The sequence below is a fragment of the Streptomyces sp. NPDC002730 genome (assembly GCF_042888805.1).
Classification (GTDB): domain Bacteria; phylum Actinomycetota; class Actinomycetes; order Streptomycetales; family Streptomycetaceae; genus Streptomyces.
Window position 1 is genome coordinate 397,920 of the sequence record NZ_JBIAQG010000005.1, and the last position, 20,813, is coordinate 418,732.

At 70.1% G+C, this 20,813-nt stretch carries 17 protein-coding genes and 3 tRNA genes; 14 read left to right on the top strand and 6 right to left on the bottom strand.

Annotated elements, in window-relative coordinates; genetic code table 11:
• Positions 1–83: 83 nt before the first annotated feature.
• Both ACFYXH_RS15500 and ACFYXH_RS15505 read left to right on the top strand, forming a co-directional pair.
• Positions 84–1,613 (top strand): S1C family serine protease, encoded by a 1,530-nt coding sequence (locus ACFYXH_RS15500; RefSeq protein ID WP_389562803.1) that lies wholly within the window; start codon positions 84–86, stop codon positions 1,611–1,613.
• Between the two features lie 152 nt (positions 1,614–1,765).
• Positions 1,766–1,852 (top strand) — tRNA-Ser (locus tag ACFYXH_RS15505).
• 145 nt (positions 1,853–1,997) lie between these two features.
• Here ACFYXH_RS15505 and ACFYXH_RS15510 read toward each other — a convergent pair.
• The 3 genes from ACFYXH_RS15510 to ACFYXH_RS15520 all read right to left on the bottom strand — a co-directional run bounded on the left by ACFYXH_RS15510 (position 1,998) and on the right by ACFYXH_RS15520 (position 4,370).
• A complete protein-coding gene (locus tag ACFYXH_RS15510) occupies positions 1,998–2,372 on the bottom strand; it encodes a DUF6221 family protein (RefSeq protein ID WP_389562805.1) in 375 nt (124 codons plus the stop codon).
• A 152-nt stretch (positions 2,373–2,524) separates the two neighbouring features.
• On the bottom strand, positions 2,525–3,334 hold the full coding sequence (locus ACFYXH_RS15515; protein WP_389562807.1) for an MBL fold metallo-hydrolase: 810 nt from the start codon (positions 3,332–3,334) through the stop codon (positions 2,525–2,527).
• Between the two features lie 139 nt (positions 3,335–3,473).
• Positions 3,474–4,370: a bifunctional DNA primase/polymerase gene (locus tag ACFYXH_RS15520; RefSeq protein WP_389562809.1), complete on the bottom strand. Its 897-nt coding sequence runs from the start codon at positions 4,368–4,370 to the stop codon at positions 3,474–3,476.
• Positions 4,371–4,736: 366 nt separating this feature from the next.
• On the opposite strand from ACFYXH_RS15520, the gene ACFYXH_RS15525 reads away from it, so the two are divergent.
• The 8 genes from ACFYXH_RS15525 to ACFYXH_RS15560 all read left to right on the top strand — a co-directional run bounded on the left by ACFYXH_RS15525 (position 4,737) and on the right by ACFYXH_RS15560 (position 12,526).
• Complete coding sequence (locus ACFYXH_RS15525) at positions 4,737–5,042, top strand: hypothetical protein (RefSeq protein ID WP_327324669.1); 306 nt, start codon at positions 4,737–4,739, stop codon at positions 5,040–5,042.
• 184 nt (positions 5,043–5,226) lie between these two features.
• Complete coding sequence (locus tag ACFYXH_RS15530) at positions 5,227–6,417, top strand: acyl-CoA dehydrogenase family protein (RefSeq protein ID WP_389562811.1); 1,191 nt, start codon at positions 5,227–5,229, stop codon at positions 6,415–6,417.
• Positions 6,414–7,337, top strand: coding sequence for a bifunctional MaoC family dehydratase N-terminal/OB-fold nucleic acid binding domain-containing protein (locus tag ACFYXH_RS15535; protein WP_389562813.1), 924 nt, complete (start codon positions 6,414–6,416; stop codon positions 7,335–7,337). The genes ACFYXH_RS15530 and ACFYXH_RS15535 overlap by 4 nt, the downstream gene beginning before the upstream one ends.
• Positions 7,337–8,374 (top strand): acyl-CoA dehydrogenase family protein, encoded by a 1,038-nt coding sequence (locus ACFYXH_RS15540; RefSeq protein ID WP_389562815.1) that lies wholly within the window; start codon positions 7,337–7,339, stop codon positions 8,372–8,374. Before ACFYXH_RS15535 ends, ACFYXH_RS15540 begins: the two co-directional genes overlap by 1 nt.
• Positions 8,361–8,765: a MaoC family dehydratase gene (locus ACFYXH_RS15545; RefSeq protein ID WP_389562818.1), complete on the top strand. Its 405-nt coding sequence runs from the start codon at positions 8,361–8,363 to the stop codon at positions 8,763–8,765. Before ACFYXH_RS15540 ends, ACFYXH_RS15545 begins: the two co-directional genes overlap by 14 nt.
• A complete protein-coding gene (locus ACFYXH_RS15550) occupies positions 8,762–9,928 on the top strand; it encodes a lipid-transfer protein (RefSeq protein WP_389562820.1) in 1,167 nt (388 codons plus the stop codon). The genes ACFYXH_RS15545 and ACFYXH_RS15550 overlap by 4 nt, the downstream gene beginning before the upstream one ends.
• 166 nt (positions 9,929–10,094) lie before the next feature.
• Positions 10,095–10,649: a SigE family RNA polymerase sigma factor gene (locus ACFYXH_RS15555; protein ID WP_327324663.1), complete on the top strand. Its 555-nt coding sequence runs from the start codon at positions 10,095–10,097 to the stop codon at positions 10,647–10,649.
• Between the two features lie 230 nt (positions 10,650–10,879).
• The gene (locus ACFYXH_RS15560; protein WP_389562821.1) at positions 10,880–12,526 is read left to right on the top strand and encodes a long-chain fatty acid--CoA ligase; all 1,647 of its coding nucleotides are present in this window, start codon (positions 10,880–10,882) and stop codon (positions 12,524–12,526) included.
• A gap of 85 nt (positions 12,527–12,611) precedes the next feature.
• Here ACFYXH_RS15560 and ACFYXH_RS15565 read toward each other — a convergent pair whose 3' ends face one another.
• Together ACFYXH_RS15565 and ACFYXH_RS15570 are read right to left on the bottom strand one after the other, a co-directional pair.
• Positions 12,612–16,481 (bottom strand): PAS domain-containing protein, encoded by a 3,870-nt coding sequence (locus ACFYXH_RS15565; protein ID WP_389562823.1) that lies wholly within the window; start codon positions 16,479–16,481, stop codon positions 12,612–12,614.
• A 169-nt stretch (positions 16,482–16,650) separates the two neighbouring features.
• Positions 16,651–17,079 carry an SSI family serine proteinase inhibitor gene (locus tag ACFYXH_RS15570; RefSeq protein ID WP_389562824.1) on the bottom strand — a complete coding sequence of 143 codons (429 nt, stop codon included), beginning with the start codon at positions 17,077–17,079 and terminating at the stop codon, positions 16,651–16,653.
• Positions 17,080–17,335: 256 nt separating this feature from the next.
• On the opposite strand from ACFYXH_RS15570, the gene ACFYXH_RS15575 reads away from it, so the two are divergent.
• From ACFYXH_RS15575 to ACFYXH_RS15585, 3 genes are all read left to right on the top strand, one after another.
• Positions 17,336–17,429, top strand: a tRNA-Ser gene (locus tag ACFYXH_RS15575).
• Positions 17,430–17,624: 195 nt separating this feature from the next.
• Positions 17,625–17,697 (top strand) — tRNA-Arg (locus ACFYXH_RS15580).
• 380 nt (positions 17,698–18,077) lie between these two features.
• On the top strand, positions 18,078–18,947 hold the full coding sequence (locus ACFYXH_RS15585) for a TolB family protein (RefSeq protein ID WP_389562825.1): 870 nt from the start codon (positions 18,078–18,080) through the stop codon (positions 18,945–18,947).
• 610 nt (positions 18,948–19,557) lie between these two features.
• Here ACFYXH_RS15585 and ACFYXH_RS15590 read toward each other — a convergent pair.
• Complete coding sequence (locus ACFYXH_RS15590) at positions 19,558–20,187, bottom strand: MerR family transcriptional regulator (RefSeq protein ID WP_389562827.1); 630 nt, start codon at positions 20,185–20,187, stop codon at positions 19,558–19,560.
• An 85-nt stretch (positions 20,188–20,272) separates the two neighbouring features.
• Here ACFYXH_RS15590 and ACFYXH_RS15595 point away from each other — a divergent pair, with 85 nt between their 5' ends.
• Positions 20,273–20,680, top strand: coding sequence for a DUF3291 domain-containing protein (locus ACFYXH_RS15595; RefSeq protein WP_389562829.1), 408 nt, complete (start codon positions 20,273–20,275; stop codon positions 20,678–20,680).
• Positions 20,681–20,813 lie beyond the last annotated feature (133 nt).

Sequence of the window (20,813 nt, forward strand, 5' to 3'; positions counted from 1 at the left end):
GGCAGACACTTGCACAGCGGAATGCAAGCCGAAGACCGACGTGGAACCTGAAGACTGACGTGGAACCTGAGGAGAAAAGAGCTGTGAGCACTGAGAACGAGGGCAACGAGGGCACTGCGGTTCCGGCCGCCCCGTCCGTACCTCCTGTGCCGGCCGCCGCTCCCGATGGCACGCATGCGTCCGCTCCGGGAACCGATACACACGGGACACACGACGCGCACGCCTCACACAGTGAGGCTCATGAGCGGGCAGCGGCAGAGCGGCTCGGGCAGTCCCCCCAGCCCGAGCCCTCCACCGCGCCGCTGCCCGGCCCCGTACCCGCTGCCGCGTCGGCGGGGGCGCATGGAGGTGTGCCTGCCGGTGCGCAGCAACCGGGAGCCGCATGGCCGCCGCCCCCGCCGGCCCTCCCCTCCTACGGGGGCGGCAGCGGTGGTCCCGTCTGGGGAGCGCCGGCTCAGGTGCCGGAGCAGCCGCGCAAACGTTCCGGCGGGCTGATCGCCGCGGTGCTCCTCGCCGCGCTCGTCGCGGGCGGTGTCGGCGGCGGCATCGGCAACTGGGCCGCCGAGCGCAACGACGACACGACCGGCTCGACCACTGTCTCCGCAGCCGAGGCACCCAAGGACTTCAAGCGGGAGCCCGGCACGGTCGCCGCCGTCGCGGGCAAGGCGCTGCCCAGCGTGGTCACGATCGAGGCAAAGGCGGGCGGCGGCGGTACGGGTGAGAGTGGCCAGGGCGAGGGCGGTACGGGTACCGGCTTCGTCTACGACAAGGAAGGCCACATCCTCACCAACAACCATGTGGTGGCATCCGCGGCCGACGGCGGCACGCTGTCCGCGATCTTCTCCAACGGCAAGAAGTACGACGCCGAGGTGGTCGGCCGGGCCCAGGGTTACGACGTCGCCGTACTGAAGCTGAAGAACGCCCCCTCCGGGCTGGCCCCGCTGGCCCTCGGGGACTCCGAGAAGGTCGCGGTCGGTGACTCGACCATCGCGATCGGAGCGCCCTTCGGCCTGTCGAACACCGTCACCACCGGCATCATCAGCGCGAAGAACCGGCCTGTCGCCTCGGGCGACGGCTCCAGCGGCAAGAACTCGTACATGAGCGCGCTGCAGACCGACGCCTCGATCAACCCGGGTAACTCCGGCGGCCCGCTGCTGGACGCGGGCGGCGCGGTGATCGGCATCAACTCCGCGATCCAGTCGGCGGGAAGCGGCCTCGGCCAGACGCAGGCCGGCTCGATCGGCCTCGGCTTCGCCATCCCGATCAACCAGGCGAAGAACGTCGCCGAGCAGCTGATCAGGACGGGCAAGCCGGTGTACCCGGTGATCGGCGCCACGGTCGACATGACGGACAAGAACTCGGGCGCCAAGATCGCCACCCAGGGCGCGGGCGGCACCGCGGCGGTGTCCCCGAACGGTCCGGCCGCGAAGGCCGGTTTCAAGCCGGGCGACATCATCACCAAGTTCAACGGCAAGCCGATCGACAGTGGCCCGACCCTGATCAGCGAGATCTGGAACCACAAGCCGGGCGACAAGGTGACGCTCACGTTCCAGCGCGACGGCAAGGAGAAGACGGCGGACCTCGTCCTCGGTGAACGCAAGGGCGACAGCTGACGCCGGCCCGCCGGCACCGGTTGCCCGTACTGCTGCCCGCTCCAGCCCGCTCCAGCTGCTCGTCCCAAGGCCCGTACCGAGGAACGGTGCTGCGACACGTGACGCGGGGCCGGTAGTCTGTAGCCCGCTCCGCCGCAGGTGGCTGGGGCGTGGGTGGGTTGCCCGAGCGGCCTAAGGGAACGGTCTTGAAAACCGTCGTGGCAGCGATGTCACCGTGGGTTCAAATCCCACACCCACCGCGCAGGTCAGCGTATGAGCTGGTCAGAAGGGGTGCCTCTCGACGAGAGGCACCCCTTCCGCGTTCAGCCTGTCTCACTTCGGGTCGCCGGTATCCCGGTGTTGACCAGGGCGTGTGGCCAAGCTGCGGCCAGGGCTTCCGCCGGCCTATGAACCCGGCTCGGGTTCAACCGACCATTCCGCCTCGTAGTCCGGGTGATCGCTGTGCTCTGCGGCCATCTTCTTCACCGCGATGCCCAAGCCGGTAGCTCGATCGCTGACGAATGCACCTCGGGCGTCGGTGCCCAGGTCCGTCGCATCCGTGTAGGCGTCCACGATGGCCCGGTGAGCCTCAACGCGGCGGATCACGCGCGCTGGATCGTGGCGCGCCATGTGGTCGGCGATCGCGAGGTAGACCCTTTCGATTTCGGCTGCGGTGTCGAGAACCAGGGAGGTTCCTTCAGCCCGCCACCGTCCGTCCTTCACGATGCAGTCCAGTGCCAGGTTCATGTCCTCGTCGAGGCGAGCACGTATGAAAGCCACAAGGAGTCCGTCATGGACCGACCCTGCCCTAGTCGGACCCCGCGTTGGGAGATGGCTCTGTCCCTTGCCGACTCGTTGACCACGCCGTGGCGGTGCAAGGTCATAGCCGCCGCGGCGACCCGCCCGCGCGGCCGCTCTCCGTGCACGCGCCGCTAGCTGCCGCCACCCGGCTCGAAGCCGGCGAGCATCTTCTCGAGTGCCTGCTGGTCCGGCCCGATGAACGGATTCGCGTCGGGCGCCTCAGCGAGCGTGTCGGTCATCTGTGGGGCCAGGCCGACCGCGGGCGGTAGGTGGGTACAGAGGACGACCTCGGGGTCCATGATCCGCAGTGGCTGGACGGTGGCGAGGTACTTACCGATGTCGACGGCGTGGACCCAGGGGCTGTCGACCGTGGCCCACAGCAGTTGCGCGTCGCGCAGCTGGCCGGCGGGGAAGGCGCCGACGTTGTCGGTGAGGGCGAGTTCGGCGCTGGGCATGGGCGCGCCGAAGCAGTCGGAGCTGAAGCAGGCCGCCGATCGCTCGTCGTAGAAGCCGACGGTGGCGGGGTTGTCGAACAGCGGTGGCCGGAAGGCCATGAGGGCGCGGTCTCCGGCGTCCAGGGTCTGGCCGGGGTTGACCAGGCAGATACGGTCGAGCGGCAGCGGCCGCTCGGTGGACATGAGCCCGGCGCCGATGAACGTGGTCACCACGCGCGCGTGGGGAGCGGCGGCGAGCAGATCGAACAGTCCGCCGGTGTGGTCGCGATCGGGGTGGGTGAGCCAGATCCACCGTACGTCGGCGGGGTCGAGGGCCGAGCTGAGCGTCTCGACGAAGTTCCGGTCGGGGAGCCCGAGGCCGGTGTCGACGACGACGGGCTGGGCGGCGTGCAGGACAAAGGCGTTGACCGGGAGGAAGCCGATCCCGGGCACCTCCAGGCAATCGCTGAGTACGGTGATGTCCCTTCCGACCTTGTGAATGCTCATGGCGGGTCTCCGTGAGTCACCTGCGGGCGGGATCGTGCCCCCCTGTATCCAGGGTGGGCCCGACCGGGCGGGTGGGCCAGTGCAGAGCAGGGCACGCGGGGGCCGGGGCCGGTCCGGCTGACCGCGGAGGGGCACCGGGTCAGTGGCGGCGGCCCGAGGTCAGTCGGTCGGCCGAGGCGATCGTCGCCCGGGCTTCGCGTTCGGTGAGGCCCGCGTGGACCGCCGCATCGGTGAGGGCGTCCGCGAGTTCCTCGCCGAAGCCGTTCTCGTACGCGCGGCAAGCCGCCCAGAACAGCCGAGTGTTGCGCTGGCCCTCGTGCGCCGCGAGCACGAACTGGACCAGGCCTTGGCCCTGACCGTGGCCCTGGGGTGGTCGGGACGGTGCGGTGCGGGTGGGGTGGTGGGGGTGTGCCGGGGGTGCGACAAGGCGGAGGAGTGCGCGGGGGCAGGGTGCGGGTGCCAGCTCGGCGGTACCGGGAGCGAGGCGGTACGCGCCGTGGGCGGAGACCGAGCCGGGGCCCACGAGGTAGCCGCCTGCGCCGCGGACGTCGATGCCGGGGGCGAGCCGGCTCGCGGAGTTCGGGACGACGACGTCGGGCGGTCCGGTCAGCCAGAGGTGGCGGCCGCCGCTGGGGGTGAGGACCGTGACCGTCTCCGGGATCGTGAACAGATGCCGCAGGGCCAGGTGCTGGAGCGCGGACACGGAGTCGGTCGATGAGGTGGCGGACTTGGTGTCGAGGTCGATGCCGATCAGATGGTGCGGTGGCCGCCCGCAGGCGATGCCGTAGCCGGTGGCCCAGGGAGCGGCGGCGAAGAGGGCGCGTACGCCCGCGGGGTCGGTGGTCGCGTCGTGGACGCCATGGCCCGGGAGGCCGCATTCGCCGCGGCACAGGACCGGCTCGGGGTCGCCACGGTGGGGAGAGCGCAGGGCGGGGAGCTTGGTGGGGGACAGGGGTATGACGGGGAGCCCGCGCTCGGCGGCGGAAAGAGCGTGGGCGAGGGCCAGGGTGACGGACTGCCGGTCGGTGGTGGCCATACCTCTATGTTCGTACGAGTGTTCGAAGAAGGGAAGGGGGAGAGATTGCCCGAAAACGTGCCGGAACGGTTCATCTCTTGCGGCGACCGGGCCCGGTGGTCGTGTCCCGGTCGCTCCCGGGTTGCTCCCGGGCCCGGCTCGGGTCCGTTCCGGGTCCGTTCCGCCCCGGGTCGGGGTTCTGTGGGCCGAAGGGGGTTTATCGACATGTCATCACGCTTGAGGGGGAATTGGGGCCTCCGGGGTGGTTCGCCTGGGATTCGGTGGGCAATTCTGATCTCGCGACGTCGTGACCACGATCCGGGGCGGTAGGCCAACTGCCTTGGAACTAGCCGTACTTCTGCAGTTCTGGTTCCTGGAGGAAATGACATGGCAAGCATCCGCACCGCCCGCGTCCTCGCCGCTGTCGCCGCTCTGCCCCTCACGGCAGCCCTGTTCTCGGGCATTGCCCAGGCCGACAACGGCGCCTTCGCGGACGACGGATCGAATGCGACCGTGGCCTCGATCATCGGCAGCGGTGTCGGTGGAGACAACTACGGCAACTCGACCACCACCCAGCAGGTGGCGAGCGGCGCAGGCGCGTCCAACCAGAGCAACACCGCGAGTGTGAACGGCTTCGGCTTCACGGACATCGACCAGTCCAACGCCGTCGTGAACTTCACGAATCTCTGGTGACGGCCGGCCCGATGGGGGGTTTGACCAAGGGGTGAACCACTGCCTGCGCGACGGTACTTCGGTGCCGTCGCGCAGGCGGTTGTGCGGGTGGGGTGGTGGGTCTTCATGGCGGTGACCTTGACAGCGGACGCAGATCTGACGGACAGTCAGAAATCCTGATCCGTACGCCCGGGAGGCGGCCGCCGTGCACCTCGCCCCGACGGAGCGGCAGCAGCAGCTGCGCACCGAACTTCGTTCGTACTTCCGCGATGTGATGCCGGACGGACCGCCGCCCGCCGACGCCGGAGCGGAGCAGCGCCGACTGCTGCGGCGGATCGGCGCGGACGGCATGCTCGGGCTCGGCTGGCCCGTCGAGTACGGAGGTCAGGGGCGCGGTCCCGACGAGCAGTTCGTCTTCTTCGACGAGGCGTACCGGGCCGGCGCGCCCGTCTCCATGGTGACCCTGAACACCGTCGGACCGACCCTGATGAAGTTCGGCACCGCCGAGCAGAAGTCGTTCTTCCTGCCGCGCATCCTCAGCGGCGACCTCGTCTTCGCGATCGGCTACAGCGAGCCGGAGGCCGGGACCGACCTCGCCTCGCTGCGGACGCGCGCCGTGCGGGAGCGCACCGCTGACTCCGATTCCTGGGTCGTCGACGGACAGAAGATCTTCACCAGCAACGGCCAGAACGCGGACTGGATCTGGCTCGCATGCCGTACGGACTCTCAGGCACCCAAACACAAGGGCATCTCGATCATCCTGGTGCCGACCGACGCACCGGGTTTCGCCTGGACGCCGATCGAGACGGTGGGCGGCCTGACTACGACGTCGACGTACTACGACGGGATACGGGTGCCCGCCGCGAATCTGGTCGGCGAGGAGAACGGCGGCTGGGGACTGATCACCAACCAGCTCAACCATGAGCGGGTGGCGCTGGCGGCGATCGGGATGCAGGCCGAGGACTTCTACGAGGCGGCACTGCAGCGCGCGCGTACACCTGATCCAGTGACGGGTGAGCGCCGAATTGACGAGTCATGGGTGCAATTCCGGGCGGCCGAGGTGCACGCCAGGCTGTCGGCAACACGCCTGCTCAACTGGCGTTTGGTGGGGGATGTGGGGGCAGGCCGGCTGGCACCCGGCGATGCGAGCGGCGTGAAATTCGTGGGAACCGAATCCGCCGTGGAGGTGTATCGAATGTGCCAGGAAATCACGGGGGAGGCGGGGCTGATCCGGGCCGGTTCGCCGGGCTCGCTCGACATCGGTTCGCTGGGGGACGGGGAGCTGGAGCGGATGAACAGAGCGGCGCAGATCAACACCTTCGGGGGCGGGGTGAGCGAGGTGCAGCGGGAGATCGTCGCGACGATGCGGCTCGGTATGAAGAGGGGGAAGAGATGACCGGAGGGGAAAGGGTGACTGATGAGTTGTACGCACGGCTGAAGGCGTACGAGGGGCGGCCGGCCACCGTCTCGGGCGTGGGCAAGGACCTGGTCAATGAGCCGATGATCAGGCACTGGTGCGAGGCGATGGGGGACACCAACCCCGCGTATGCCGGGCCGGACGCCACAGCGCCGCCGACGATGCTGCAGGCGTGGACGATGGGCGGTCTGTCGGGGCACACGGACCGGTCCCCGGCGCAGGACGAGCTGTTCGCACTGCTGGACGGGGCGGGGTACACCTCGGTGGTCGCGACCGACTGTGAGCAGGAGTATCTGCGGCCACTGCGGCCGGGGGACCGGATCACGTTCGACGCGGTGATCGAGTCGGTTTCGGAGCTCAAGACGACGAAGCTGGGCACGGGCCACTTCGTCACCACGCGAATGGACGTCTGGGCGGACGGGGAGCCGGCGGGTACGCACCGGTTCCGGATCCTCAAGTACGCGCCGGCCCGGCGGAAACCGAAGGGGGCGGGCAAGCGGCCGCGGCCGGTGATCAACCGGGACAACGCCGGGTTCTGGGAAGGGGTGGCGGAGCACCGGCTGCTGATCCAGCGCTGCGAGGGGTGCGGGACACTGCGCTTCCCGTGGCTGCCGGGATGCGGTGCGTGCGGGTCGCCCGCGTGGGACACGGTCGAGGCGAGCGGCGCGGGGACCGTCTACTCGTACGTGGTGATGCACCATCCGCCGTTCCCGGCCTTCGATCCGCCGTACGCGGTTGGGCTGATCGAGCTGTCGGAAGGTGTCCGCATGGTCAGCAATGTGGTCGGCGTGCCGTACGACAAGGTGCGGATCGGAATGTCCGTGCAGCTGGAATTCCTGTGGGTGGACCAGGAGTTGGAGCTGCCGGTCTTCCGGGCCTCGGACAGGGGTGAGGGCTGATGGACTTCACGCCCACGGAGGAGCAGTCCGCCGCGCAGGAGCTGGCGGCGCAGATTTTCGGCGATCTCTCCACACATGAGCGGCTGGCCGCCGCCGGGACCGGGACGGACACGGAGTTGTGGAAGGCGCTGTGTGCGGCGGGGCTGCCCGGGGCCGTCGAGGACATAGGCCTGCTCGGGCTGGTGCTGGTGTTGGAGGAGCAGGGGCGGACCACCGCGCAGGTGCCCTTCGCGGCGACCTCTGTGTACGGAGTGCTGGCAGTGTCCGCGCACGGCACGGACGGGCAGCGGGCCCGGCTGCTGCCCGCTCTCCGGGAGGGTACGGCGGTGGCGACCGGGGCGTTCCCGGCGGGCGGTGCTGTACGGACCGCTGCGCCCGGGCGGTTGAGTGGCTCGCTGCCGTTCGTGCCGTGGCTGCGGGACGCCACCCACGTCCTGGTCCCCGACACAGACCGGGCGCTGTGGCTCGTACGGACCGCCGACGCGGAGGTGACGGAGGTGGAGACCACCGCGCCCTGGGCTGCTGGGCGGCTCGTCCTGTCCGGGACGGCGGGCGAGCGGCTCGGCGGGCCAGGTGCGTATGAGTCCGTACTGTCCCTGGGCCGTACCGCCTTCGCGGGGCTGCAGGCCGGAGTGTGCGCGGGCTCGCTCGCCCGGGCCGTCGCGTACACCTCGACCCGTCAGCAGTTCGGGCGCGCCCTCTCCACCCATCAGGGTGTGCTGCTGCGCGCTGCCGACGCGTACATGGACACCGAGGCGATACGGGTCACGGCCTACGAAGCCGCCTGGCGGCAGGACGAGGGCCTGGACGCGGCCGCCGAGGCACTGACCGCCGCATGGTGGGCCTCCGAGGCCGGCAAACGCGTCGTCCACGCCGGGCAGCATCTGCACGGCGGGACGGGTGCCGATCTGGACCATCCCGTCCACCGGCACTTCCTGTGGGGGCGCCAGTTGGACGCCTACCTCGGATGCGGTTCACAACTCCTCGCCGAACTGGGCCAGTTGCTCGCAAAGGAGCCATCGCGTGAAAGCCGGTGACGAACTCCCGCCGCTCACCATCCCCATCACCCGCACCCTGATTGTCGCCGGGGCCGTCGCCTCCCGCGACTACCAGGATGTGCACCACGACACGGAGCTCGCGAAGGAGAAGGGCTCCCCGGACATCTTCATGAACATCCTGACCACCAACGGCCTGGTCGGCCGGTACATCACCGACTGCTTCGGCGAACATGCGGTGCTCCGCAAGGTCGCCATCCGGCTGGGGGCGCCCAACTACCCGGGAGACACCATGGTGTTGAGCGGAACCGTCACCTCCGTCGACGGCTGCACGGCCCATGTGCGGGTCATAGGGGCCAACGGCATCGGCAACCACGTCACCGGCTCCGTGACCGTGACTCTGCCCGGGATCCTTCCGGAGGGTGACGCATGAGCATCCGCAGCCGGGACGCGCTGGGCGGCCGGGCGGCCATCGCCGGCATCGGGGCGACCGAGTTCTCCAAGGACTCGGGCCGCAGCGAGCTGAAGCTGGCCGTCGAAGCGGTGCACGTCGCCCTCGACGACGCGGGCCTCTCCCCCGTCGATGTCGACGGCCTGGTCACGTTCACCATGGACACCAGCCCCGAGATCACCGTCGCCCAGGCGGCCGGCATCGGTGAGCTGTCCTTCTTCTCCCGTATCCACTACGGCGGTGGCGCGGCGTGCGCCACCGTGCAGCAGGCCGCACTCGCTGTCGCCGCGGGCGTCGCCGAAGTCGTCGTCTGCTACCGGGCGTTCAATGAGCGTTCCGTTCGCCGCTTCGGCTCCGGCGTGCAGCACCGGGAGCCGTCCGCCGAGGGCGCGGCGCTCGGCTGGAACCTGCCGTTCGGGCTGCTCACGCCGGCCTCCTGGGTCGCCATGGCCGCCCAGCGCTATCTCCACACGTACGGGCTCGCGCCCGAGGCGTTCGGTCATGTCGCCGTCACCGACCGCCGCAATGCCGCGAACAACCCCGCCGCGTACTTCTACGAGAAGCCGATCACTCTCGCCGACCATGCCGACTCGCGCTGGATCGTCGAACCGCTGCGTCTCCTCGACTGTTGCCAGGAGACCGACGGCGGCCAGGCGATCGTCGTCACCAGCGCCGAGCGGGCGCGGGATCTGCCACAGCCGCCCGCGGTGATCGTCGCCGCCGCGCAGGGCGCCGCCCGGGCTCAGGAGCAGATGACCAGCTTCTACCACGACGACCTCACCGGCCTGCCCGAGATGGGCGTGGTCGCCCGGCAGCTCTGGCAGACCTCCGGGCTGGCCCCCCGCGACATGGACGTGGGCATCATCTACGACCACTTCACCCCCTTCGTACTGATGCAGCTGGAGGAGTTCGGGTTCTGCAAGCCGGGAGAGGCGGCGGAGTTCGTGGCCGCGGACACCCTGCCGCTGAACACACACGGCGGTCAGCTCGGCGAGGCGTATCTGCACGGGATGAACGGCATCGCGGAGGCGGTCAGACAGCTGCGCGGCACCTCGGTGAACCAGATACCGGGCGCGGCCAGGACCTTGGTCACGGCAGGCACCGGCGTTCCCACATCCGGATTGATTCTGGGCGCGGACGGCTGAGACCGACCGGAATATGGCGGATGCTCCCGTAGCCCGTATCCGATCCCTGAGGGTCTCCTCCACCTTCAGGAGGTGAGGGCAGCACCACCCGTACAACCTGAGGCGGACAACGCTTCGGGACCTGGGGCCGATCCGCGACAGTAGTACCCGCTCCTAGCGTGGACCTATGACCACGCCAGTCTGCACAAGCGCTTCGAAGGCCGCCGCGCCGGTGCCGTCGTATGCGCCCTACTCATCGTTTTCGTCGTATGTACGGGCGCGGGGGCCCGTACTGCTGCGTACCGCCCGCTCGCTCACCGCGAACCCGAGCGATGCCGAGGACCTGCTGCAGACCGCGCTCACCAAGACCTATGTCGCGTGGGAGCGGATCGAGGACCACCGGGCGCTCGACGGCTATGTCCGCCGTGCCCTGCTCAACACCCGCACTTCGCAGTGGCGCAAGCGCAAGGTCGACGAGTTCGCCTGCGACGAGCTGCCCGAGCCGGAGACGGTACCCACGCCCGATCCCGCCGAGCAGCAGGCGCTGCACGACGCGATGTGGCGTGCCGTGATGAAGCTGCCGGACCGACAGCGCGCGATGGTCGTGCTGCGGTACTACGAGGATCTCAGCGAGGCCCAGACGGCCGAGGTGCTCGGGGTGTCGGTCGGCACGGTCAAAAGCGCGGTGTCGCGGGCGCTCGGCAAGCTCCGCGAGGACCCGGAGCTGTCGCCCGTGCGCTGACGCCACGCTGTCGCCCGTGCCCTGCCGCCACGCTGCCGCCACGCCGGTGGCGCGGTCGGCCCCGGGCACCGCGCCGACACGGCAGGCCCGCGCCGCGTCGGCGCGCCGATGTGAGCTGATCCTGTGTGGCGATTCATTACCCCTGGGTAGTGACATACCGCGCGGTACGTGAGCAGAATCTGCACAACCTTTAACTGCCACGTAGCGCTAGCGCCCACCGGGAGGACGCCGTGCTGAGCACCATGCAGGACGTACCGCTGACTGTGACCCGCATCCTTCAGCATGGGATGACGATCCACGGAAAGTCACAGGTCACCACCTGGACGGGGGAGGCCGAGCCGCAGCGCCGCAGTTTCGCGGAGATCGGCGGGCGGGCGGCCCAACTGGCCAATGCCCTGCGTGACGAACTCGGAATCGTCGGCGACCAGCGCGTCGCGACCCTCATGTGGAACAACGCCGAGCATGTCGAGGCGTACTTCGCGATTCCCTCCATGGGTGCCGTACTGCACACGCTCAACCTCCGTCTGCCCGCGGAGCAGCTGGTGTGGATCGTCAACCACGCCGCCGACCGCGCCGTCATCGTCAACGGCTCGCTGCTGCCGCTGCTCGCGCCGCTGCTGCCGGATCTGCCGACGATCGAGCACATTGTCGTCTCCGGCCCCGGTGACCGCGCCCTGCTCGCCGACGCACAGGCGCAGGTGCACGAGTACGAGGAGCTGATCGCCGGCCGCCCGACCACCTTCGACTGGCCGGAGCTGGACGAGCGCACCGCGGCGGCCATGTGTTACACCTCGGGCACCACCGGCGACCCCAAGGGCGTCGTCTACTCCCACCGCTCCCTCTATCTGCACTCCATGCAGGTCAACATGACCGAGTCGATGGGGCTGACCGACCGGGACACGACGCTCGTGGTGGTCCCTCAGTTCCATGTCAACGCATGGGGCCTGCCGCACGCCACGTTCATGACCGGCATCAACATGCTGATGCCCGACCGCTTCCTGCAGCCCGCGCCGCTCGCCGAGATGATCGAGCGCGAGAAGCCCTCGCACGCCGCGGCCGTCCCCACCATCTGGCAGGGCCTGCTGGCCGAAGTCACCGCCCACCCCCGGGACCTGAGCTCCATGAAGCAGGTCACCATCGGCGGCTCGGCCTGTCCGCCGGCGCTGATGGAGGCCTACGACAAGCTCGGTGTACGGCTCTGCCACGCCTGGGGCATGACGGAGACCTCCCCGCTCGGCACGATGGCTCACCCGCCGGCGGGTCTGAGCGCGGAGGAGGAGTGGCCGTACCGCATCACCCAGGGCCGTTTCCCGGCGGGCGTCCAGGCCAGGCTGGTCGGCCCCGGCGGCGAGTTCCTGGCGTGGGACGGCGAGTCGGCCGGTGAGCTGGAGGTGCGCGGGACCTGGATCGCGGGCGCGTACTACGGCGGCGCGGGCGGTGACGACTTCAGGCCCGCGGACAAGTTCAGCGAGGACGGCTGGCTGAGGACCGGCGATGTCGGCGTCATAAGCCCGGACGGCTTTCTGACACTGACCGACCGTGCGAAGGACGTCATCAAGTCCGGCGGCGAGTGGATCTCGAGCGTCGAACTCGAGAATGCGCTGATGGCACACCCGGAGGTCGCGGAGGCCGCGGTCGTCGCCGTCCCGGACGACAAGTGGGGTGAGCGGCCGCTGGCGACAGTGGTGCTGAAGGAGGGCTCGAGCGCCGACTACGAGTCGCTGAAGGCTTTCCTCGCCGGGAGGCTCGCCAAGTGGCAGCTGCCGGAGCGGTGGGCGATCGTGCCCGCGGTGCCGAAGACGAGCGTCGGCAAGTTCGACAAGAAGGTGATCCGCAAGCAGTACGCGGACGGCGAGCTGGACGTCACCCGGCTCTAGCCGATGCAAGAGCCGCTGGCCGGTTGAAGAGCGAGGAAGGGGCGGCAGTCATGACTGTCGCCCCTTTTGCGCTACTTGATGCCTGTCAGTTCGTGCCGATTTTTGCCAGCAGGTCCACGATGCGGGCTTGAACCTCGCTGCTCGTGGAGCGTTCCGCGAGGAAGAGCACCGTCTCGCCGGACGAGAGCCGCGGCAGTTCCGCCTGGTTGAGGCCCGCCGAGGTGTAGACGACCAGCGGGGTGCGGTTCAGCTGGCCGTTCGCGCGCAGCCAGTCGATGATCCCCGCGCGCCGGCGGCGTACCTGCATCAGGTCCATCACCACCAGGTTCGGCCGCACCTGGGTGGCGAGCGTGACCGCGTCCGTGTCCGCACCCGCCCGGGCGACCTGCATGCCGCGCCGCTCCAGCGTGGCCGTCAGCGCGAGCGCGATCTCCTCGTGCTCCTCGATCAACAGCACGCGCGAGGGGTGCTGTTCGCTGTCGCGCGGAGCCAGTGCCTTGAGCAGCACGGCAGGATCCGCGCCGTACGCGGCCTCCCGCGTCGCCTGCCCGAGGCCCGCCGTCACCAGCACCGGCACCTCCGCGGCCACGGCTGCCTGGCGCAGGGACTGGAGCGCGGTCCGTGTGATCGGTCCGGTCAGCGGGTCGACGAAGAGCGCTGCCGGGAAGGCCGCGATCTGCGCGTCGACCTCCTCGCGCGAGTGCACGACCACCGGGCGGTAGCCGCGGTCGCTCAACGCCTGCTGTGTGGAGACGTCGGGCGCGGGCCAGACCAGCAGCCGACGCGGGTTGTCCAGCGGCTCCGGGGGCAGTTCGTCGTCGACGGGCTGCGGCTGCGGCCGGTTGGCCACCTCGACCGCGCCGCCCGGGCCGTCCAGCGGCTCGGGTCCCTCCGCGCCCTCGTCGGGCGCACCGATCGCGTACGCCCGGCCCTCCGCCTGGGCGGCGGGCAGCCGCGGCCCGTTCTGCGCGGGGGCCTGCGGGTGCGGACGCGCGGCGGGTTCGGGCCGCTCGCCGTCCGGCGGTGTGGCCAGCTTGCGGCGGCGGCCGGCGCCGAGCGTCTGGTTCTGCTGCTGGGCGATCTGCTGCGAGAACGGCACGCCCTGACCGAGCGTGCGCACGCTGAACGCCCGGCCCTGTGTCGAGTCGGCCGAGACCGGCGCCTCGGCGGGCAGGGGCTGCGCGGCGCGCGCGGCGACCGGCTGTGCCGGCACCTCGGCAGGCAGCGGCAGCGGCAGCGGCAGGGATACGGAACCGGTGTCCTGAACGGTCTCCTTCGCGTTCTCCACGGCGGCTTCGCCGTCCGCGGTGGCCGAGTGCTGACCGGTCGAGTCATCCGCGGCGGTCGGCTGCCGGCCGCCCGAGGCGATCGCGGCGAGGCCGGTGCCCGAGGAGCCGTTCTCCGCCCATTCCGGCTGCGCGGCGGCGGGCACCTGCCCGGCTGCTTCCGGTGCCTGAAGGGTCTCCGGCGCCCGGCCCGGCAGCGGCTGAGCCTCTTCCTTGCGGGCGCGACGGCGGCCCGTCGGCACGGGATGCTGCTGCGGTGGCGTGTGGTGTTCGGTGCCCGGCTCGGTGCGTACGGCATCGTGCCGGCCCGGCAGCGAGGCGTCCGCCTCACCGGCCGTCGGCGGGATCGGCCGGACCCGGTCGGCCTCGGCCGGCGGGAGCGCGAACGCGCTGCGGCCGCTCTCCACCTCGGCCGGAGCGGCCGCCAGTGCCCGCCTGGCCCGGCGTCCGGCCGGCCGTGCCTCGGCCGGACCAGTAGTGGAAGCGGCAGGTGCGGCAACTGGCGCGGCGGACAGCTCGGGCAGCCCGCCCTCGCCAACGCGCCGCCCCGACGCGCCCGAACCCTGTGCGTCGACGGGCACGCCCTGCGGGGGCACCGCCTGGCCGAGCGCCGCGCGCCCGGTCGAGGCCGCGCCCTCCGCGGCCGTCACCACCGAACCCTCGGTCGGCTCAAGGGTCCCTGCGACAACGGCTGCAGCCGTCGTGGCCTGCTCGGCCGGGCTCGGCCGCCCACGTCGCCGCCCGGTTCCGCCACTGCCCGAACCCGAGCCCGAGCCCGCACGCGAACCCGAATCCTGTGCCGGGATCAGCTCCTGCTGAGGCTTCTCCGCATGGCCCCGGCGCCGCCCGGTCGGCTGCGCCGCCACGGGGTCCTCCATGGCCACGGGGCTCTCCAGGAACGCATCCGTAGAGGCTCTGCGCGCGCGCCGCCGCCCGCCGCCCCCGCCGGACGTACCCGGTGCGGATCCCGTCGGCTGTTCCGGCAACGCAAGCGCACCGGTCTCCGCAAGCGCACCGGTCTCCGGACCAGCCTCCTGCGACGCCGTCACGGTCCCCGCGCCCTCGCCGAGCGGCACCTCCAGGACGTACGCGCTGCCGCTCATCCCCGGCACCTCGTGCGTCTGCAGCACGCCGCCGTGCGCCCGTACGATCCCCCGCACGATCGGCTCGTGCACCGGGTCTCCCCCGGCGAACGGCCCCCGCACCTCGATCCGTACGACCTCACCGCGCTGGGCCGCCGCCACCACGACCGTCGAGTCCACGTACACGCCGCCCGGGACCACCCGGGCCTTGCCGGTCGAGTCGACCCCGGCCACGTCCGCGACCAGATGCGCAAGTGCCGTCGCCAGCCGAGCTCCGTCCACCTCGGCCTCTATCGGCGGCGCGTGCACCGCGAACTGCGCCCGCCCGGGCCCGATCAGTTCGATCGCGCCCTCGATCCCGGCCGCGACGACCGCGTCGAGCAGCACGTTCGCCTTGTTCAGCTCTTCCGCGCCCGTGTCGAGCCGCTGGAAGCCGAGCACATTGTCGACAAGCGTTGTCATCCGGGCATAACCGGCAGCCAGATGGTGCAGGATCTGATTCGCCTCGGGCCACAGCTGTCCGGCCGGGTCGGCGGCCAGCGTGCCCAGTTCGGCACGCAGTTCCTCCAGCGGCCCGCGCAGCGACTCGCCGAGCACTGCGGTCAGCTGGGCATGCCGGGCGGCCAGCTCCTCGTACCGCTCAGTGCGCCCCTCGATCTCGGCCGCGTACCGCTCCGACCTGTCCGCCAGCTCGGACGTGAGCCGCTCGGTCGTCTCCTCGATCTCGGCCGTGAACCGTTCGGTCGTCTCCGCGAGTTCCGCCGAGTGCTGCTGTTCCAGCTCCTCGTACGGACGCCGGTCGGTGAAGGTCATCACCGCGCCGACGAGCTGGTCCCCGTCCCGTACCGGCGCGGTCGTCAGATCGACGGCCACCTTCGAACCGTTCTTCGCCCACAGCACCTGCCCGCGCACCCGATGCTTGCGGCCGGACTTGAGCGTGTCCGCGAGCGGCGATTCCTCGTACGGGAACGGCTCGCCGTCCGCGCGCGAGTGCAGGATCAGCGGGTGGAGCTCCTGGCCGCCCAGGTCGCTCGCCCGGAACCCCAGGATCTGCGCGGCGGCCGGATTGACCAGGACGACCCGCCCGTCGGTGTCCGTGCCGACGACGCCCTCGGACGCGGCCCGAAGGATCATCTCGGTCTGCCGCTGCGAACGCGCCAGCTCCGCTTCGGTGTCCACGGTGCCCGACAGATCCCGTACGACGAGCATCAGCAGCTCGTCGCCGGTGTATCCGGGGGACGAGGCATAGGCCTCGTGCCCGTCCTCAAGGCTGGCGCTGGTCACCTCGACCGGGAACTCACTGCCGTCCGTGCGCCGCGCGACCATCCGGGCCGGCTTGGTGCGGCCCCGCTCGTCCGCGGCTTCGGGTCGCCGCATGGAGCCGGGAATCAGCCGAGAGTCGAAGGAGGGCAGCAGATCGAGCAGCCCGCGTCCGACGAGGGCGGTGCCGGGCGTCTCGAAGAGTTCGAGGGCAATGGTGTTGGCATTGACGACCGTGCCATTGCAGTTGACGAGCACGAGCCCGTCCGGAAGGGCGTCGAGTATGGCTGCGAGGCGAGCAGCGCCTCGGGATGGCCTGCTGCTCACGACGACGCTTCCTCCCTGACCTACTGCATATTGCGGACGGGCCGGTCCCATCTTGCTCCTCGGACTTCAGCCTGTCACTGGAGGGAGTCTAAAGGCAGCGGATGCGGACGCGACGGCGGATGAGGGGGAGCTCTCACCAATGTTGTGTGCACACGGCGCACGCCCGGGCCTATGACCTGGTGTTCGGCAGTACCGGTTCGATCGTCCGCCAGCGCGAGATTTCACAGCCGTTGGTCCGGCTGAAGGTGGCGTCGACGCGCCGTCCCTGCCAGGTTCCGGTGACGTGTGCGGTGGCCGGCCCGCCCATCTGCTCGGTGCACATTCGGTCCTCGGGCACCGGCGCGAAGGGGTCCTGCCTCTCCCGCGCAAGCTGGTCGAGCCGGTCGCAGGCGGCCTGCGCCGTGGGGTGCGTCCCGCCGGCGGGCCCGCACGCCAGCTCGTACCGCCCGTCGGTCCGCCTGTTCCCGGTCTCGGAGACGATCACGGTCAGCTTGTCCGGCGCCTTCAGCAGCGGAAGGGGCGCCGCAGCGGCGGCGGGCAGGGCGGCGCCGAGCGCGGCGAGGGACGCGGTTGCGGTGAGGACGAGCTGGCGCAGCATGGGAGCTCCTGGAGCTGGAGAGTCACGGGGTCCTGCTGGGACCGAGAGGCCCCGCACTCTCTAACGCTCGTCGCGTCCGGGCGTTGCGCAACCGGACTGCGCTCTTCGAGGGACGTCTCCCGGACCGGCCGGACTCCCGGAGGGGCCGGACTTTGCTCTGCGGCCCACGTCCCTAGTACCGTGGGCAGCGATTGGTGACACCCCGCTGGGCTGTGTCATCATCTGCACGCACCACTCGCGCCCGCGCGGGTGTGCTGGAGGCGTCGCCTAGTCCGGTCTATGGCGCCGCACTGCTAATGCGGTTTGGGTCTTAAAGCCCATCGAGGGTTCAAATCCCTCCGCCTCCGCCAGTTGATCACCGAAGCCCCGTCCTGATGGTCGGGGCTTCGGTCGTTCCGGCAGGTGTTTCGGAAGGTGTTCTGCAGGCGTTTCTGCGGCGTTTTCGCAGGTCGGGATGGGTTTGGTTAACGGATTTCACCTGACGGCGCGGGTCATGTAATGTTGTTCCCGCAACGCCGACCAGGCAGAAAAGCCCGGGACGCCGAGCACTCGTAGCTTAACGGATAGAGCATCTGACTACGGATCAGAAGGTTGCAGGTTCGAATCCTGCCGAGTGCACACAGTTGAGAGGCCCCTCGGAGAAATCCGGGGGGCTTCTTGCATTGCGCGTACAGCAGCGAAGCACGGACAGCGGCCGCATCCGGCCGCCGCCAACCGTAGGACCCCGGCTGACCTGCCCGGAGACCTCAGCGACCGTCCCGCCGGTTCACATCGAGCGGCGCGGCAGCCTCCGCTGAACGTCCCGTCCGGACGGACAGGGCCTTCGACGTGCCCTGTGCCGATTGGGCGTGGGCCGGACGTGACGTTTCTTGATCGGTTTGCGCTGTGCATTAGTAGGGCCGGTACGGCCGGTCCACGAAATCACGGAAGGAGCGCATGTGCGCTTCACACACGCTGCGTTGACAGTCGGGCTCGCGGTTGCGACGAGCCTGTCACTCGTGGGGACCGCCAGCGCGGGGGGAGCGGTGGAGGCGGGCCGGATCACCGCCACGGACTACTCCGCGGGGTCGCCCGCCACCGTCGCGCTGGACCCGGCGACCGGCTCCGTCACCACCACGTTCGCCCAGGCCGCGGAGGACGGGGTCCTCTCGCCCAAGGGCTCCCGAGTGGCGTACATCCAACGCCGGGCCACGTGCATACCGCAGGACGAGGGCTGCATGTACGCCCGCGACCTGGTGATCGCCGACGCCGACGGCAGCGACCGGCGCGTCCTGGCCGAGGGCGTCCAGCCCGAAGACGCCACCGCGCCGTACGTCGGACACCCTGACTGGTCCCCGAGCGGTAAGCGGATCGTCTACGACAGCCCACGCGGCCTGGAGTGGATCGCCACGGACGGCACCGGTGCTGAGGTGCTCACCTCCGGCAGCCGCGGCACGTTCTCCCCGGACGGCCGGAGCATCGCCTTCCTGAAGGCCACCTCGTACGAGACGCCCAGCGGCTGGGAGTACGGCTCGGACGTCTACATTCTGGACCTGGCCACCCGCGAGGTCCGCGCCGTCACAACCGACCACCAGGCATTGTCGACGCCCGCCGATTGGTCCCCCGACGGGCGGCGCGTCGTCCACTCCACCGGGCACGGTCTGCGCATCACGGACGTCGCGACCGGCGCCGCCACCGAGCCGCAGTGGCCGATGCCCCTCTCCGGCGTCCAGAACCCGGTCTTCTCCCCCGACGGCAACCGGATCGCCTTCACCGCCGTCGACGACTTCGCCGGCACAAGCGGCGCCTATGTCGACGCCGCCGACGGCGGGAACCTCCGCGTGCTCACCGACCGTCCCGTGACCCTCACGGACTGGCTGGCCAACTAGGGTCGCGGGCCCCCGGCCCCGGCAGGCTTCGGCGGCCGTCCGTCCCGGTGGGCGTGCGGCCGCCAACAGTATGATCGGCGCATGATGCCACGAAGGGTCAATGTCGCGTAGGTCCCCGCATGCGCTTCGGGTCGGGTCGCCCGATCGCCAAAGCCGCAGTCGGATCAGCACGTTGCTCATCGGCACTTGCCCTGGGCCACCCGTATGCACTGCCACGCACACGTACCTTTTTGTCGACGGCCTCGACTTGATCGCGCGCAGCGACAGCAGGGTCGTGGGCATACACCCGAAGCAGCTTCTCCGGCCCGGTGGACCGCTCTACCCGACGGATGCCGCCCGCAGTGTCGGCCTGGCGTCTCAGGAACATTCCGAGTCGGGCTCTTCGGGGCTCCGCATCCGAGTGCGACTACGCGGTGAGACGGTCGTTTGGAGCGAGTTGATGTATCCGGACCGCCACCACAGGGTGATCGAGGAGGTCCGCTTCCACCTGGGGCAATATCTGGGCGAGATCGAGCGAGCGTACTCCGTCGAGAAATCGACGGGGCCTCTGGCCTTTGGCCTTTGCTCCGACGGTGGCGGCTGACGGCAACCGCCCTCGCGGGTCCCCTCGTCAGCCGCCGTACCTTTTGGCCGACTCGTCCTCCTGTGCGAGGCGTCGCAGCGCCAGGAGGGCCGGCTCCAGCAACACGGTCAGCAGCAGGGCTCGTTCGGCCTGTTCCAGGGGGTCGGTGGTGTCGTCCAGTTGATCGAGATCGTGGGCGGCGGTGCGCTCGGCGAGGGTTGCGTAGGGGAGAAGGGACCGCCAGTCGTAGTCGACACCGAGTGATCGCAAGGTCTCCAGGGTTTCGGCGATGACGCTCTTGGCCGGGGCGTGTTCCGAGACCTGCCAGCCCATTTCCGTCAGCAGCGCATCCGCGTCGGCGATGCCGGGCCGGTCCTCCTCCTCGGACTCGGACTCCGGCTCGGTGACCGGCCGGGCGCCGAGGACGAGGCCGAGCACCTGGTGGGTGTCGGCTTCGTGCTCGGACACCGCACTCAGCAGCTCCCTGGTGGCGTTGACCGACAACCCTCGTACTCCGATGAGGGCGCGGATCAGCCGGAGGCGGCGTACGTGCGACTCCTCGTACTCGGCCTGGGTCGCGGCTGTCGCCCGTCCGGGCGGCAGCAGTCCCTCCCGGAGGTAGTGCTTGATCGTTGTGATCGGCACCCCGCTGTGGCGGCTCAGCTCGGAAATTCGCACTGTTCCCACTCTCGTCTGGCTATTAGAGAGTGTCACTCTCTAATATGGATAGTGTCACTGCCTATCCATGAAGGCGAGAAGTGTCATGCCTACACTCCCTTGGGTCACCCCGAACCCTGCCCCGCCAGGCGCTCAGGCTTTCGTCATGGCCTCCCGCTTCGAGGTGCGCTCCCTCGGGGACGTGCCGCGTTTCTTCTGGAAGTCGCTCGCCGCGTGGCGGCAGGTGCGGTCCGCACCGGGAGCCTTCGGTGCTTCCCTCATCGCCCAGCCGACGAAGCGCGTCTTCTTCACGCTGTCCGCGTGGGAGAGCCGGGACGCCCTCTACGCGTACGCGAAGGCCGAGCCGCACCGCGGGATCATGACCGGGCTGCGCGCGACCATGCGCAGCTCGACCTTCACTTTCTGGGAAGTCCCGGTGGAGCAGTTGCCGATCAACTGGGACGAGGCCAAGCGGCGTATCGCGGAACAGGCGCGGACCGACGGCGGAGCCTGACGTCGGGTGCTCGTCCTGGCCCGTCTGCCCGTCTGTGCGTCTGTGCGTCTGTGCGTCTGTGCGTCTGTGCGTCTGTGCGTCTGTGCGTCTGTGCGTCTGTGCGTCTGTGCGTCTGTGCGTCTGTGCGTCTGTG

Bases quoted from the DNA above. Each gene is read 5' to 3' on its own strand.
- ACFYXH_RS15520 (WP_389562809.1), bottom strand. From the start codon at position 4,370: ATGGCCACCACCGACCGGCAGTCCGTCACCCTGGCCCTCGCCCACGCT.
- ACFYXH_RS15555 (WP_327324663.1), top strand. From the start codon at position 10,095: ATGACCACGCCAGTCTGCACAAGCGCTTCGAAGGCCGCCGCGCCGGTG.
- ACFYXH_RS15570 (WP_389562824.1), bottom strand. From the start codon at position 17,079: ATGCTGCGCCAGCTCGTCCTCACCGCAACCGCGTCCCTCGCCGCGCTC.
- ACFYXH_RS15535 (WP_389562813.1), top strand. From the start codon at position 6,414: ATGACCGGAGGGGAAAGGGTGACTGATGAGTTGTACGCACGGCTGAAG.
- ACFYXH_RS15595 (WP_389562829.1), top strand. From the start codon at position 20,273: ATGCCTACACTCCCTTGGGTCACCCCGAACCCTGCCCCGCCAGGCGCT.
- ACFYXH_RS15525 (WP_327324669.1), top strand. From the start codon at position 4,737: ATGGCAAGCATCCGCACCGCCCGCGTCCTCGCCGCTGTCGCCGCTCTG.
- ACFYXH_RS15550 (WP_389562820.1), top strand. From the start codon at position 8,762: ATGAGCATCCGCAGCCGGGACGCGCTGGGCGGCCGGGCGGCCATCGCC.
- ACFYXH_RS15540 (WP_389562815.1), top strand. From the start codon at position 7,337: ATGGACTTCACGCCCACGGAGGAGCAGTCCGCCGCGCAGGAGCTGGCG.
- ACFYXH_RS15515 (WP_389562807.1), bottom strand. From the start codon at position 3,334: ATGAGCATTCACAAGGTCGGAAGGGACATCACCGTACTCAGCGATTGC.